Source organism: Streptomyces sp. NBC_00203 (assembly GCF_045206325.1).
GTDB lineage: Bacteria > Actinomycetota > Actinomycetes > Streptomycetales > Streptomycetaceae > Streptomyces > Streptomyces lutosisoli.
Genome location: NZ_CP108126.1, coordinates 1,992,674 through 2,006,591, shown reverse-complemented (window position 1 = coordinate 2,006,591; position 13,918 = coordinate 1,992,674). Strand labels below are relative to the sequence as shown.

Sequence of the window (13,918 nt, the reverse complement as noted above, 5' to 3'; positions counted from 1 at the left end):
GGAAGCAAGGTCCCGTCACGTCAAGAACCCTCGCAGCAGCGCCGCCGTTCCCGCACAGTGCTCCCGCATCATCTCCCGCGCCCCGTCCGCGTCCCCGTCGAGCACCGCCTCGACCAGCGCGGTGTGCTGCCGCTGGGAATGCTCCAGGTTCCGTACCAAAAGGGGGATGCAGTCGAGGAGGTCGTTGACGGAGGCGCGGACGGCCGCGTACTGGGCCGTCAGCGACGGGGAACCGCACAGTTCCGCGAGGGTGAGGTGGAGCATCGTGTCCAGGCGCCGGTAGTCGGCCAGCGGCGCGTCGTGGGTGCGGGCGAGCGCCTCGCGCAGCCGGTCGGCCTGGTCGTCGTCGAGCCCGTGCGCGGCGCACAGTCCCGCCGCACCCACCTCCAGCACCTCGCGGAAGCGCAGCACGTCCTCGATGTCGACCTCGGCGACCCGCCGCCGCAGCTCCTGCTCGCCGGGCGCGTCGGTCCTCGGCACCACGAAGGTCCCGCCGTACCGGCCGCGCCGCGACTCGACCAGGCCCTGGTCCTGGAGCACCTTCAGCACCTCGCGCAGCGTTACCCGGCTGATCCCGAGCCGCTCCGCCAACTCCCGTTCGGCGGGCAGCCGTTCGCCGCCCGGCACCAGGCCGAGCCGGACGACCTGGAGGATCTGCTCCAGGGCTTCCTCGAAACCGTTGCCCGCCCGCACCGGGCGCAGCACCGGCGTCAGCCCGTCGCCCAAGGTTCCCGGACCGCTTCCCGTACTGCTTCCCGTACTGCTTCCCGGACCGCTCGCCGGACCACTGTCAGGACCCGCCTGCGTCATCTGGTCGTGCCCCCTTCCCAAGCAATGGTTCTCGGCAATACCTTATGGCTCTCGGCTGACCCAAGGAGGCTTTTCCGGTGGCAGACCGCACACCCCCGCTCGCCGTCGAGGAGCTGCACGCCCTCGTCGCGGGCGGCGAGATCGACACAGTAGTCCTGGCCTTCCCCGATATGCAGGGGCGGCTCCAGGGCAAACGGTTCGCCGCGCGCTTCTTCCTCGACGAGGTCCTGGAGCACGGCACGGAGGGCTGCAACTACCTCCTCGCCGTCGACACCGAGATGAACACCGTCGACGGGTACGACATGTCCTCCTGGGACCGGGGTTACGGCGACTTTGCCATGCACCCGGATCTCAGCACCCTACGGCTCGTCCCGTGGAACGAGGGCACCGCCCTGCTCATCGCCGACCTCGCCTGGAACGACGGCTCCCCGGTCGTGGCCGCGCCCCGCCAGATCCTGCGCCGCCAGCTCGACCGCCTCGCCGAACTCGGCTACACCGCCCAGGTCGGCACCGAGCTCGAATTCATCGTCTTCAAGGACACGTACGAGCAGGCCTGGGATGCCCATTACCGAGGGCTGACCCCTGCCAATCAGTACAACATCGACTACTCGGTGCTCGGGACCGGGCGCATCGAGCCCCTCCTGCGCCGCATCCGCAACGAGATGCAGGCCGCGGGCCTGACCGTCGAGTCGGCCAAGGGCGAGTGCAACCCCGGCCAGCACGAGATCGCCTTCAAGTACGACGAGGCCCTCGTCACCTGCGACCAGCACGCCATCTACAAGACCGGCGCCAAGGAGATCGCCTCCCAGGAGGGCGTCTCGCTCACCTTCATGGCGAAGTACAACGAGCGCGAGGGCAACTCCTGTCACATCCACCTCTCGCTCACGGACGCGGACGGCACCAACGTCATGGCCGGGGACGGGCCCGGTGGCATGTCGGAGGTGATGCGCCACTTCCTCGCCGGACAGCTCGCCGCCCTCCGCGACTTCTCGCTCCTCTACGCGCCCAACATCAACTCGTACAAGCGCTTCCAGCCCGGCTCCTTCGCGCCGACCGCCGTCGCCTGGGGGTACGACAACCGCACCTGCTCCCTCCGTGTCGTCGGCCACGGCCGCTCGATGCGCTTCGAGAACCGGCTGCCCGGCGGTGACGTCAATCCGCACCTGGCCGTCGCCGGACTCGTCGCGGCCGGTCTGTACGGCATCGAGCAGAAGCTGGAGCTGCCGGAGCCGTGCGCGGGCAACGCGTACACCGCCGAGTACGAGCACGTGCCCACCACCCTGCGCGAGGCCGCCGAGCTCTGGGAGAACAGCCCCATCGCCAAGGCCGCCTTCGGCGACGAGGTGGTCGCGCACTACCGCAACATGGCACGCGTCGAGCTGGACGCCTTCGACGCCGCGGTGACCGACTGGGAGCTGCGCCGCTCCTTCGAACGCATGTGAGGCACTTCTTGTCCGAGCAGTCCCAGCAGGCCGAGTGGTACGGGCTGTCCGACCCGTACGAGCTTCCCGTACTCAATCCCGCGACCGAAGAAGTCATCGCCACCGTGCCGGGCGCCACCGCGCAGGACGTGGACGCCGCCGTCGTACGGGCGACGAAGGCGCAGTCCGCATGGGCGGCCCTGGCTCCCGGCGACCGCGCTCGGCTGCTGCGCCGCTTCGCCGTCGCCGTCGACGACCACCTCGAAGAACTGGCCCGCCTTGAGGTCCGCGAGGCCGGTCACACCCTCGGCAACGCCCGCTGGGAGGCGGGCAACGTCCGTGATCTGCTCGACTACGCGGCCGGGGGAGTGGAGCGGCTCACCGGCCGCCAGATTCCGGTCCCGGGCGGCCTCGACGTGACGATCCTCGAACCGCTCGGTGTCGTGGGCGTCATCGCGCCCTGGAACTTCCCGATGCCCATCGCGGCCTGGGGTACCGCCCCCGCGCTCGCGGCCGGCAACGCGGTCATCCTCAAGCCCGCCGAGACGACACCCCTGACGGCCCTGCGACTGGCCGAACTCGCCCTGGCGGCGGGCCTTCCCGAGCACCTCTTCCAGGTGCTGCCGGGCGCGGGACCCGTCGCGGGCAACGCCCTGGTCGAGCACCCGGGGGTGGCGAAGATCGTCTTCACCGGGTCAACGACCGTGGGCAAACGGGTGTTGGCGAAGGGTTCGGCCCTCCTCAAGCGCGTCACCCTCGAACTCGGCGGCAAGAGCCCCAACATCGTCTTCGCCGACGCCGACATCGAGGCCGCCGCGGCCGCCGCCCCCATGTCCTTCCTCGACAACTCCGGCCAGGACTGCTGCGCCCGCACCCGCATCCTCGTCCAGCGCTCCGTGTACGACCGTTTTCTCGGACTCCTCGCCCCCGCCGTCGAGTCCGTCGTCGTCGGCGACCCGTCCGACGAGCAGACGCAGATGGGCCCGCTGATCTCCCGGGCGCAGCTGGAGCGCGTACGGTCGTACGTCGACGCCGGCGCGCCCGGCATCCGCGGCAAGGCGCCCGAAGGCCCCGGCTTCTGGTTCCCGCCCACCGTCCTCACCGAGGTCGAGCCCCACGCGCGCGTGGCCGTCGAGGAGGTCTTCGGCCCCGTCGCCGTGGTCCTGCCCTTCGAGGACGAGGCCGACGCGATCCGGCTCGCCAACGCCACCGACTACGGCCTCTCCGGCTCCATCTGGACGCGTGACGTTGGCCGGGCGCTGCGCGTCTCGGGAGCCGTCCGCGCCGGGAACCTGTCCGTCAACTCCCACTCCAGCGTCCGCTACTGGACCCCCTTCGGCGGCTTCAAGCAGTCGGGGATCGGCCGCGAACTCGGCCCGGACGCGCTCACCGCCTTCACCGAAACCAAGAACGTCTTCATCAGTACGGAGGGCCCCGCACAGTGACCGAAGCCACCGAAGGAAACATCTGCCGCCGTCTCGTCGGCCGTACCGCCGTCATCACCGGCGCCGGCAGCGGCATCGGCCTCGCCACCGCGCGCCGGCTCGCCTCCGAGGGCGCCCATGTCGTCTGCGGCGACGTGGACGAGCAGCGCGGCAAGGCGGCCGCCGAGGAGATCGGCGGGATCTTCGTCAAGGTCGACGTCACCGACCCCGAGCAGGTCGAGGCGCTCTTCAAGACGGCGTACGACACCTACGGCTCCGTCGACATCGCCTTCAACAACGCGGGCATCTCGCCGCCCGACGACGACTCCATCCTGGAGACGGGCCTGGAGGCCTGGAAGCGCGTCCAGGAGGTCAACCTCACCTCCGTCTACCTCTGCTGCAAGGCCGCGATCCCCTACATGCGGCGTCAGGGCAAGGGCTCCATCATCAACACGGCGTCCTTCGTGGCCCGGATGGGCGCGGCGACCTCGCAGATCTCGTACACGGCCTCCAAGGGCGGCGTCCTGGCCATGTCCCGCGAACTGGGCGTCCAGTTCGCCCGCGAGGGCATCCGGGTCAACGCCCTGTGCCCCGGGCCGGTGAACACCCCGCTCCTCCAGGAGCTGTTCGCCAAGGACCCGGAGCGGGCCGCTCGGCGGCTCGTGCACATCCCCGTCGGGCGGTTCGCCGAGGCGAACGAGATCGCCGCGGCGGTCGCGTTCCTCGCCAGCGACGACTCCTCCTTCGTCAACGCCACCGACTTCCTGGTGGACGGCGGAATCTCGGGCGCGTACGTCACGCCCCTGTAGATCACCCCGGTGTATGTACGTCCCATGCGATACCGATCCGTTTTCGCGTGGACCCTGGTTGCGGCCGCCGCCCTGGCGGCCGCACCGGCCGAGGCCGCACCGCCGGTCAGCCCGGTCACCCCGGACTGCCCCCGACTGTCCGTGAGTTGGTACGGCGACAACCGCGCCCACCTCCAGCAGGTGATCGACGAACGGGGCACCTGCGCCGGGCACGTCGGCGCGGGCCGGCCGGTCGCCGCCTTCGACTGGGACAACACGGTCACCAAGAACGACGTCACCGACGCCACCCTCGCCTGGGCCCTCAAGCACGACAAGATCCTGCGCCCGGCGAACTGGCAGGCCACCAGCGAGTGGCTCACCGACGCGGCGGACACCGCCCTCACCGCCGCCTGCGGCACCGGCGTACCCGTGGGCGCGCCCCTGCCGACCGCCACGAACACCCGCTGCACCGACGAGATCTTCGAGATCCGCGAGGACGGGCGGACTATGAGCGGCGCCGCCGCCTTCGCCGGCGACTGGAACCACCGGCGCACCGTCCCGCAGTACGCCTGGGTGCCCCAGCTGTTCGCCGGACACACGACCGCCGAGCTGACCTCGTACGCCCGACAGGCCCGGAAGGCGGCCCTCGCCGCGCCCGTCGGCTCGACGCAGACCCTCGGCACCCACACGATCCCGGCGTACGTCCGCTACTACGACCAGCAGCGCGATCTGATCCGTACGCTCCAAAGAGCCGGATTCGACGTCTACATCGTCTCGGCGGGCTCCGAACCCGTCACCGAGGTCTGGTCGCGCGGCGTCGGCGTCGACGCCCGGCACACGCTCGCGATCCGCTCCGTCCTCGACCGGCGCGGGCGGATCACCACCTGGAACCAGGGCTGCGGCGACGTACCGGCGAGCCGGGGCGAGGCCATCCCGTACATCGACGGGAAGCGCTGCTGGATCAACCAGGAGATCTACGGAGTGCGCGGCGCCGCCGCCTGGCAGAAGCAGGACCGGCGCCACCGCACCGCGATCGCGGGCGGCGACGCCGACACCGACGTCACGTTCGTCGGCGACGCCACCGGCGCGCACCTCGTCCTCAACCGCAACAAGAACGAACTCATGTGCCGGGCGTACGACGACGCCGACGGCCGCTGGGTGATCAACCCGATGTTCATCGAGCCGCTGCCGCGCAGGCGGGATCCCTACCCGTGTTCGACCACCGCGTACAACGAGCCTGACGGGACCAGAGGCCCGGTACTGAGGGAGGACGGTTCGGTCGTGCCCGACCGGGCGGACACCGTGTACTGATCTTCGGGGCTCGTCCTAGAGTGCGGGGATGAGCATGACGCCTCCGCCCGGCTGGTACCGCGACCCGTCGTACCCGCTCGTCGAGCGCTGGTGGGACGGGACCGCGTGGACCGACCACCGGCGCCAGCCCGAGGCGCCCCAACTGCCGTTGACGCAGCCGGAGTCCCCCGCAGGGGGCGGTTCCGGCCGCGCCAAGGCCGTCGCGCTCTCCGTGGCCGGAGTCGTCCTCGTCGCCTCGATCGTCACGGGCGCCGTCCTGCTCCGCCGGGACGACGGCAGCGGCGACGCGGCGACGACGACCGCGACGACTGCGGTGTCCCCCTCCGTGAGCGACACCCCGTCGCCCTCGGCGTCCACCTCCGCACCCTCGGCGGACGACCCGTCCGTCGTCGTGGACGAGCTCAACGGCATCACGTTGCCGCTGCTCGACGGCTGGGTCAGACCCCAGTACGTCGCCGAGCACGACGTCGTGATGACGACTCCGGGCACGTACGACTGCCCGGGCGACCCCGGCCTCTGCCGGCACGGCCGGGTCATCTCGCGCACGGTCACGGCGAACGACGAGAGGTCCCCGAAGGCCCTCGCCCAGCAGGACATCGAGGACGCCGCGAAGAGCTCGTACGACCGCGACCTCATCGACAACCGCCCCTTCAAGGGCATCACGTCCCACCAGGAGGTGAAGTCGGGCCAGGTCGCCGTCGCCGGACGTGCCGGGTACTTCGTGCGGTGGAAGGTCAAAACCCGGGTGGGGCCCGGCGGTTACGTCGAGTCGCTGGCCTTCCCGTCCAGCGTGGGCTCGGAGTCGCTCGTCATCGTCCGCTTCGCCTTCGACGCGGGACCCGACGGCCCGCCGCTCACCGACATGGACAGGATCACCAAGGGGATCCGGCCGGTGGGCGACGCGGACACGGGTGGGGGCGTGGGCAGCAGCATCGGCCCGTCGAAATGAACCGGGTCACAGGGAAGTGAACCCGGATCACAGGGAACAGGGGATGGAGTGGGTCACAGGAAGGTGTGGCCCTCGCCGCGATACGTCGGGACCGTGGCCGTCACCGCATCGCCCTCCACCAGATGCAGCGTGTCGAACCGCTCGCACAGTTCGCCGGCCTTGGCGTGCCGGAACCACACCTTGTCGCCGATGAGCAGATCGTCGGCCGGGGAGCCGAGCACCGGTGTCTGCACCTCGCCGGGGCCCTCCTGGGGGTCGTACTTCAGCCCCTCCGGGAGGTACGGGACCGGCAGCCGGTCGGGGCCCGGAGCGCCCGAGGCCGGGTAACCGCCGCCGAGGACCGTCACGATCCCGACGCCCGGCCGGCGGACGACGGGCTGGGCGAACAGCGCGGCGGGGCGCCCGGTGAACGAGGTGTAGTTGTCGAAGAGCCTCGGCACGTAGAGCCCGGAGCCGGCCGCGATCTCGGTGACCGCGTCCTCGGCGGCCGTGTGCTGGACGCTGCCGGTGCCGCCACCGTTGACGAACTCTAGGTCGGGCTCCACGGCCCGTACGGCGCGGACGACGTCGGCCCGCCGCTGGGCGAGCTCCTTGCGGGCGGTGGCCTGCATCAGCCGGACGGCACGCGAGCGCAGGGGCCTTCCCTCGACCGAGTCCCCGACGCCGGCGATATGACCCTCGTACGCCATGATCCCGACGAGCTTGAACCCCGGCTGCCGGACGACGGCGCGGGCCATGTCGGCGACCTGGGCGGGGGAGTACAGCGGCGAACGGAGGGCGCCGACGCGGACCCGCCCGCCGAGCAGCTTGAGGGAGGTGTCCAGCTCCAGGCAGACGCGCACGACTTCGGTGCCGCCCTGCCGGGCCTCGTCGATGAGACGGAGCTGGGCCGGGTCGTCGATCATGACGGTCACGGCGGCGGCGAGCTTAGGGTCGCTGGTCAGCTCGGCGTAGCCCTTGCGGTCCGCCGAGGGATAGGCGAGCAGTACGTCGTCGAAGCCGGACCTCGCCAGCCACAGGGACTCGGCGAGGGTGAAGGACATGATTCCCGCGAAGCCGTCCCGGTCCAGGACGCGTTCGAGCAGGGTGCGGCAGCGGACGGACTTGCTGGCGACACGGATCGGCTTGCCGCCGGCCCGGCGGACGAGATCGTCCGCGTTCGCGTCGAAGGCCTCCAGGTCCACGATCGCGACGGGGGCGTCGAGGTGAGCGGTGGCCCGGTCGTAACGGGCCCGGTCTGCGGCGCGGGCAGTCATGACCGAAGCCTGCCAGACTCGATTACCGCAGGGTAGGGGGACGTTCCGGGCAGATGCCCCGGGGCCTCGGACTGGTTCCCTCCGGGCCAGGGGCAACCCGTAGAGTGACGCGCACGCAGGGAGGAACGACCTTGTCCCGACGGGCTCTGCCCGGGGTGACGGTCCACCGGTGCGGGTATGCGTGCCCGTGGCGGTTTCCCTTCCGCACCTGTGAAACGGCCCCGCCGAGCTCCGAGGCGGTCCGACAGCCCGGTACGAGGAAACGGGGGGTCCATGAGCACGGAAGCGCGCCGCGCCTCCATCCCCCCGCGTCCGTCGACTCCGCCCGGTTCCTCGGCACCGTCCGGTTCCTCGACTCCAGCTGCGCCCAGTCCTACGTCTCCGCCCGGCCCGGCGACTCCACCTCGCCCGGAACGGCCTCCGATGTCGGGAGAGTCGTTCGTGCCGGACGGGACCGACTCTCGGGGAGAGCCCGCGTCGCGAGGCGAAGCCGCGGGGTGGGGTGAGACCGCAGGGCGCGAGGTCCCGTCGCCGGGACAGCCCCCGTCGCGGGAAGAGACCGCGGCGCGGGCAGAGTCACTGGCGCCGCCCCGCCCGACGACCCCGCCGACCGGCCATGCCTCGTCGCCCCGCGTGCAGGATCCGGCCGCGGGTGACGCCCTGTCGCTCCCGCCCTGGCCCGTGACCCCGCCGTCGGCTCCGTCGGCTTCGGCCCGGTCCATGGGCTCGGGGTCCGGCGATGCCGTGGCGCCCCGTCCGGTGGGCTCGTCGTCGGGGGATGCCTCGTCGTCTTCGCCACGGCGAGTGGACTCGCCGTCCGGCAGCCCCGTGCTTCCGCCCCGCCCCCAGGCCGCACCGGCGGGCAGCAGCCCTCCGCCCCGTCCGGTGAACCCGCCTGCGGCGGGGGAGGCCTTCGGCTCGTCCTCGTCCTCGTCATGGTCCCGGCCGGGTGAAGGGACCGTGGAGGGTGATGGTCCTCGGTCGTCCGGTGGCGGCGCGGTGTCGGGTGCGGGGCGAGGCCCGCGTGTGCCGGCGCCGGCGAGGTCCTTCGACTTCTTCGACTCCTCCTCCGATACGCCGGTGTCGGCGCCGGACGCCACCAGTGGCCCGCAGGGCTCCGCGTCGGCGGCCGGGGCGGAGGCCCGGCGGTTTCCCGAGCTGCGGCCCGGGCGCCGGGCCGGTCAGGTGGGCCCGCCGCCGCCCGCTGCCTCCGCGCGGTTCCCGGACGCGCCGCCCGTGACCGCGGAGAGCGGCCGTGGTGTGTCGCCCGCCGCTGCCGCACGCCGTGCCGGCGTGTCCGTGGAGGGGCCCAGCGAGACCACCAGGCGACTGCGGCCCATCCCGGCCGAGGACCCCGCCGGAAAACCCCCGGTTCCCACACCCCCGGCTCCCACACCTCTGTCAGTAACCCCGTCAGTGACCCCGAGCGTGGAGCGCCCCTTCGTGTCGTTCGCGCAGCCGGAGACGTACGACGACGGCCCGCGCCCGCGCCCGGTCGCCAGGCGGCGCACCCGACCCCGTACAGCGGCCGCCGCGGCCTGTGTCGTCCTCGGGCTCGGGCTCATCGGCGGTGCGGCGACGGGGAGTTGGCTGACCGGTGACGGCGCGGACGGGCCCGGTTCGCGCAGCGCCTACGCGGCGGCCGCGGAGCTCTGGCACAGCGTGCCCGTGGACGAGCTCTTCCCGCCCACCGTGCAGGGCGACGGCGCGGGCCCCGGCGGCGCCGACCGTACCTGGACGCGTATCGCCGTCGCCCCGGACACCGGCTGCAAGGACGCCTTCGACCCGCTGCTGCGCAAGGCCCTCGCCCCGGTCGGCTGCCTGCGGCTGCTGCGCGCCACCTACACGGACGCGACCCGCAGCCATGTCACCACCGTCGGCCTGCTGTTCACCAAGGCGGACGCGGCGGCCATGACCTCTCTGAAGGCCCGCTTCCAGAAAGAGGGCCTGGGCAGCCGCACCGACCTGATGCCCCGCCCGTACGCCGCGAAGGGCACCGCCGCCGAGGGCTTCGGCGACGCCCAGCGCGCCTCCTGGACGGTGTCGGTCCTCACCGACGCCCCCGTCGTCGTCTACGCCGTCTCCGGCTTCGCGGACGGCCGCACCGTCACGGCTCCCCAGCCCGCCGCCGACGCCATGAAGGCCGGCGCCACCACGGCCCCGGCCCAGGCGGGCCTCGGCCACGAGGCACAGGGCCTCGCCGACCGCGTGGAGCGAGGCCTTCGCAAGACCGCCACCTCGGCCACGGAGAAGCCTTCATGACCCGCAAGGCCGGAGCGTCCCGCAGGGCCGGAGTGACCCGCAGGACCGGACTCCTCAGCGTCCTGCTGGCCGCCTCCCTCGCCCTGGTCCCGTCCACGGCCGCCCACGCCGACGGCATACGCGCCCAGCAGTGGGCCCTCGACGCGATGCACACCCAGGAGGCCTGGCGCACGACGAAGGGCAAGGGCATCACCGTCGCCGTCCTCGACACCGGCGTCGACGCCCAGCACCCGGACCTCGCGGGCAACGTCCTCACCGGCAAGGACATGGTCGGCTTCGGAGCCTCCCGCGGCGACCGCTCCTGGGCCCGGCACGGCACCGCCATGGCGGGCATCATCGCCGGTCACGGCCACGGAGCGGGCAACGCCGACGGCGTCATGGGCATCGCCCCCAAGGCCAAGATCCTCCCGGTCCGGGTGATCCTCGAAGACGGCGACTCGGCCCGGACGAAGGCCCGCAACACCCGCGGCAACGCCCTCGCCGAGGGCATCCGCTGGGCCACCGACCACGGCGCCGACGTCATCAACCTCTCCCTCGGCGACGACTCCAAGTCCGCCCACCCCGAACCCGCCGAGGACGAGGCCGTCCAGTACGCCCTGAAGAAGGGCGCCGTCGTCGTCGCCTCGGCCGGCAACGGGGGCGAGAAGGGCGACCACATCTCCTACCCGGCCGCGTACCCGGGCGTGATCGCCGCGACCGCCGTCGACCGGTACGGCACCCGCGCCTCGTTCTCCACCCGCCGCTGGTACGCCACCGTCAGCGCCCCGGGCGTCGACGTCGTCATCGCCGACCCGGACGACCGCTACTACTCGGGCTGGGGCACCAGCGCGGCGTCCGCGTTCGTCTCCGGCGCGGTCGCCCTCGTCAAGGCGGCTCACCCGGGCCTCTCCCCGGCCCAGATCAAGCAGCTCCTGGAAGACACCGCCCGCGACGCCCCCACCGGCGGCCACGACGACTCCCGCGGCTTCGGTTTCATCGACCCCGCCGCCGCCATCAAGGCCGCCGCCCGCATCAAGCCTGAGGGCCTCGACTCGGCGGCGTACGGCGAGAAGTACTTCGGTACGGGCCCCGACGCCCCCGAGGGCGACAACAACTCCGCCGGCTGGGCGGGCCCACTCGCCGGCGGCCTCGGCGCGGTCCTGCTCGCGACGGCGGTGGCGCTGTGGCGGGGCCGCCGATTCTCGGAGCGCACTCAGTAAAACGCGCCCCGAGAGGGGCGCGGGGCTGTGACATGCGAGGCTCCGCCGCGTGGGCGCGACCAGCCACACCCGGCCGCGGCTACGACGACGGCGGCGACGGAACGAACGCTCAGGCCTGGCTGTCCGCGAACGCGGCCACCGCGGCCTTGGCCGTGGCCTCCACCAGCGAAATCCCCTTCGCCTGCGTCGAGTTGCCGTTCGACAGCGTCGCCACCAGATAGTCGTGCCCGTCGACGGTGACCCGCCCGATGCTGTTGATGTCCCACAGCCCGGTCGTGCTGCGCGCCAACCACCCGTTCTTCAGCGCCCACTTGGAGCCGTCGGCCGCGGCCGACACCCCCCATTGCTGGTCGACCTCGATCTCCCCCATGAGCCCCTGAAGGTACGTCTGCGAGGACTCACTGAGCTTCGAATCGTCCCCGAACACCTGCTGGAGCAAGGTGAGTTGATCGGCGGCCGTGGTCTGGGTCAGCCCCCACAGCATGTTGTCGCCGCCCGCGGTGTCCGTGAGTCCGAAGCGCTTGTTCGCGGCGTCGAGCCCCTTCGCCTTGCCGATGATCCGCCACAGCGCCGACGCCGATGTGTTGTCGCTGTTCTCGATCATCGAGGTGGCGTACGTCTTCTCCTGCGCCGTCAGATGGCGGTCCGCGTCCTGCGCCTGGAGCAGCAGCGTGGCCAGGATGTCGACCTTCACGATGCTCGCCGTGTCGAAGGCGGAGTCGCCGTACGTGGCGCTCTCGCCGGAGTCGGTGTCGAGGACCGCGACCGACACCTTCGCGGTGTCCGCCACGGTCACGTCCTTCATCGCCTCGGCGAGGGTTGCGTCCCGGTCCACCGAGGGCTCGGCCACAGGTTCCACCGAGGCCTCCTCGCTGACGGCCGGCGATGTCGAGGACGACGCCGAGGGGGCGGACGACGCCGCCGACGACGATACGAGGCCCGGGCCGTCGTGCGCCTGCGCCTTCACGTACACGGCCCCGGCAGCCGTACCGCCCACAAGGACGGCGGAGGCCACCAAGGTGTAGAGGATTGGCGTGCGTCGGGAGGGGCGGGCTCGGCGCCCGCGTGCTCTGTGACGGTCCATCCCGCGATGCTGGATGCCAGGCCTGTGTCCGCGGTTAGACGAATGTTAGAGGTGTGTCAGGGAAACCTGAGAAACCGATGAGTCCCGTCACTGCGGGGTTTCCGGGGCCGCACAAGCGCAGCAGCATCCCCCCTATAGGGTCGGGGACCGTGGCGAACAAGAACATTCCCGACTCCGGCTTCTCCGACGACGACGGTTCCGCCGATCCCCGGCTGAGCGCGGCGCTCGCGGCCTGGGCCGAGGACCGCACCGCCGTACAGCCCGTCCTGGAGGCGCTCACGGGTGCCCGGCTGCTCGTGCCCGTCGTGGCCGTCCTCGGCGAGGTCGAGGAGGACAGTAAGGAGGGGCGCGAAGCTCCTTGGAAGGGCGGTGGTGGGAGACGGGCGGGCGGGCTGCGCCACGAGAAGACCAGCGACATGGCCGTGCCGACCCTGAAGGCCGGCAGCCGCACCGCGCTGCCCGCCTTCACGTCCACCGAGTCGCTGGCCCGCTGGGACCCTGAGGCCCGCCCCGTCGCCGTACCCCTGCATCAGGCCCTGCAGGCGGCGGCGCACGAGAAGGCCGACACGATCGTGCTGGACATGGCGGGGCCCGTGCCCTACGAACTGACGGGCTCGGCCCTGCTGGCGCTCGCCGAGGGGCGTACGTCCGCCGACCCGCTCGCCGACCCGGCCGTCGTCGACGCGGTACGGGCCGCGGTCGCCGCCGAGCCCCAGGTGCTCCGCGCCCACCTCGGCCCCGGTCAGGCCGACGGCATCCTCGCCCTCGTACTGGACCCGTCCGCCGCCCCGGCCGAGACCGCCCGCGCGCTCGGCGAGCGGCTCGCGGCCGACGAAACGCTGAGGGCCCGCCTGGTGCGCGGCCTCGACCTGGCATTTCTGCCGGCCGGAGCGACGCCGCCGGGCGAGCCCCTCTATGTACGTTCCTGATGTCCTGGCGGTGCGGTCCTAGCCGTAGACCGGGCCCGTGTACTTCTCGCCCGGGCCCTGGCCCGGCTCGTCCGGGACGATCGACGCCTCGCGGAAGGCCAGCTGCAGCGACTTCAGACCGTCGCGCAGCGGCGCCGCGTGGAAGGAGCTGATCTCGGTCGCGCTCGCGTCGAGCAGCCCGGCCAGCGCGGTCACCAGCTTGCGCGCCTCGTCCAGGTCCTTGTGCTCGTCGCCCTCCTCGGTCAGACCGAGCTTCACTGCGGCGGCGCTCATCAGGTTGACGGCGACCGTCACGATCACCTCGACCGCGGGGACCTCGGCGATGTCGCGGGTCATGGTGTCGTAGTCGGGCGTCTGGGGAGGGGTGTCACTCATGCATCACACGATAGGTCGTAGCTGGGAGCGATCCCTACACACCCCTGGTCGGCCCTCTTCAGTACCCGCGGATGTCGTCGGTTAGCCCTGGCTGCCCCGAGCTGCTAACC

General features: G+C 72.1%; 12 protein-coding genes. 8 read left to right on the top strand and 4 right to left on the bottom strand.

The features are described from left to right. Window positions 1-15 precede the first annotated feature (15 nt). On the bottom strand, window positions 16-810 hold the full coding sequence (locus OG975_RS09340; protein ID WP_406328682.1) for a FadR/GntR family transcriptional regulator: 795 nt from the start codon (window positions 808-810) through the stop codon (window positions 16-18). Window positions 811-887: 77 nt separating this feature from the next. On the opposite strand from OG975_RS09340, the gene OG975_RS09335 reads away from it, so the two are divergent. From OG975_RS09335 to OG975_RS09315, 5 genes are read left to right on the top strand one after another with little or no spacing between them, the layout of a single operon-like run. Then, the gene (locus OG975_RS09335) at window positions 888-2,252 is read left to right on the top strand and encodes a glutamine synthetase family protein (RefSeq protein ID WP_406328681.1); all 1,365 of its coding nucleotides are present in this window, start codon (window positions 888-890) and stop codon (window positions 2,250-2,252) included. Between the two features lie 8 nt (window positions 2,253-2,260). Then, window positions 2,261-3,676, top strand: coding sequence for an aldehyde dehydrogenase family protein (locus tag OG975_RS09330; protein ID WP_406328680.1), 1,416 nt, complete (start codon window positions 2,261-2,263; stop codon window positions 3,674-3,676). Next, window positions 3,673-4,464 carry a 3-oxoacyl-ACP reductase gene (locus OG975_RS09325; RefSeq protein ID WP_327427396.1) on the top strand — a complete coding sequence of 264 codons (792 nt, stop codon included), beginning with the start codon at window positions 3,673-3,675 and terminating at the stop codon, window positions 4,462-4,464. The genes OG975_RS09330 and OG975_RS09325 overlap by 4 nt, the downstream gene beginning before the upstream one ends. 24 nt (window positions 4,465-4,488) lie before the next feature. Beyond that, window positions 4,489-5,754, top strand: coding sequence for a haloacid dehalogenase-like hydrolase (locus OG975_RS09320; RefSeq protein WP_406328679.1), 1,266 nt, complete (start codon window positions 4,489-4,491; stop codon window positions 5,752-5,754). A 34-nt stretch (window positions 5,755-5,788) separates the two neighbouring features. Beyond that, complete coding sequence (locus tag OG975_RS09315; protein WP_406336216.1) at window positions 5,789-6,703, top strand: DUF2510 domain-containing protein; 915 nt, start codon at window positions 5,789-5,791, stop codon at window positions 6,701-6,703. Window positions 6,704-6,756: 53 nt separating this feature from the next. Here the strand turns inward: OG975_RS09315 and OG975_RS09310 are convergent, their stop codons facing one another. Continuing rightward, on the bottom strand, window positions 6,757-7,959 hold the full coding sequence (locus tag OG975_RS09310) for an amino acid deaminase/aldolase (protein ID WP_406328678.1): 1,203 nt from the start codon (window positions 7,957-7,959) through the stop codon (window positions 6,757-6,759). 1,026 nt (window positions 7,960-8,985) lie between these two features. Between OG975_RS09310 and OG975_RS09305 the strand changes: the two genes are divergently transcribed. Continuing rightward, window positions 8,986-10,221, top strand: a complete 1,236-nt coding sequence (locus tag OG975_RS09305) for a hypothetical protein (protein ID WP_406328677.1) — start codon at window positions 8,986-8,988, stop codon at window positions 10,219-10,221. Further along, a complete protein-coding gene (gene mycP, locus OG975_RS09300) occupies window positions 10,218-11,420 on the top strand; it encodes a type VII secretion-associated serine protease mycosin (RefSeq protein ID WP_406328675.1) in 1,203 nt (400 codons plus the stop codon). The genes OG975_RS09305 and mycP overlap by 4 nt, the downstream gene beginning before the upstream one ends. A 109-nt stretch (window positions 11,421-11,529) precedes the next feature. Here the strand turns inward: mycP and OG975_RS09295 are convergent, their stop codons facing one another. Then, a complete protein-coding gene (locus OG975_RS09295; protein WP_406328674.1) occupies window positions 11,530-12,504 on the bottom strand; it encodes a serine hydrolase in 975 nt (324 codons plus the stop codon). 149 nt (window positions 12,505-12,653) lie between these two features. Between OG975_RS09295 and OG975_RS09290 the strand changes: the two genes are divergently transcribed. Then, entirely contained in the window at window positions 12,654-13,433 is a 780-nt protein-coding gene (locus OG975_RS09290) for an SseB family protein (RefSeq protein WP_406328673.1), read from the top strand. An 18-nt stretch (window positions 13,434-13,451) separates the two neighbouring features. On the opposite strand, the gene OG975_RS09285 is transcribed toward OG975_RS09290, so the two are convergent. Next, on the bottom strand, window positions 13,452-13,808 hold the full coding sequence (locus OG975_RS09285) for a DUF1844 domain-containing protein (RefSeq protein ID WP_327427389.1): 357 nt from the start codon (window positions 13,806-13,808) through the stop codon (window positions 13,452-13,454). Window positions 13,809-13,918: the final 110 nt, after the last annotated feature.

Bases quoted from the DNA above. Each gene is read 5' to 3' on its own strand.
- OG975_RS09340 (WP_406328682.1), bottom strand. From the start codon at position 810: ATGACGCAGGCGGGTCCTGACAGTGGTCCGGCGAGCGGTCCGGGAAGC.
- OG975_RS09320 (WP_406328679.1), top strand. From the start codon at position 4,489: ATGCGATACCGATCCGTTTTCGCGTGGACCCTGGTTGCGGCCGCCGCC.
- OG975_RS09315 (WP_406336216.1), top strand. From the start codon at position 5,789: ATGACGCCTCCGCCCGGCTGGTACCGCGACCCGTCGTACCCGCTCGTC.
- OG975_RS09310 (WP_406328678.1), bottom strand. From the start codon at position 7,959: ATGACTGCCCGCGCCGCAGACCGGGCCCGTTACGACCGGGCCACCGCT.
- mycP (WP_406328675.1), top strand. From the start codon at position 10,218: ATGACCCGCAAGGCCGGAGCGTCCCGCAGGGCCGGAGTGACCCGCAGG.
- OG975_RS09295 (WP_406328674.1), bottom strand. From the start codon at position 12,504: ATGGACCGTCACAGAGCACGCGGGCGCCGAGCCCGCCCCTCCCGACGC.
- OG975_RS09285 (WP_327427389.1), bottom strand. From the start codon at position 13,808: ATGAGTGACACCCCTCCCCAGACGCCCGACTACGACACCATGACCCGC.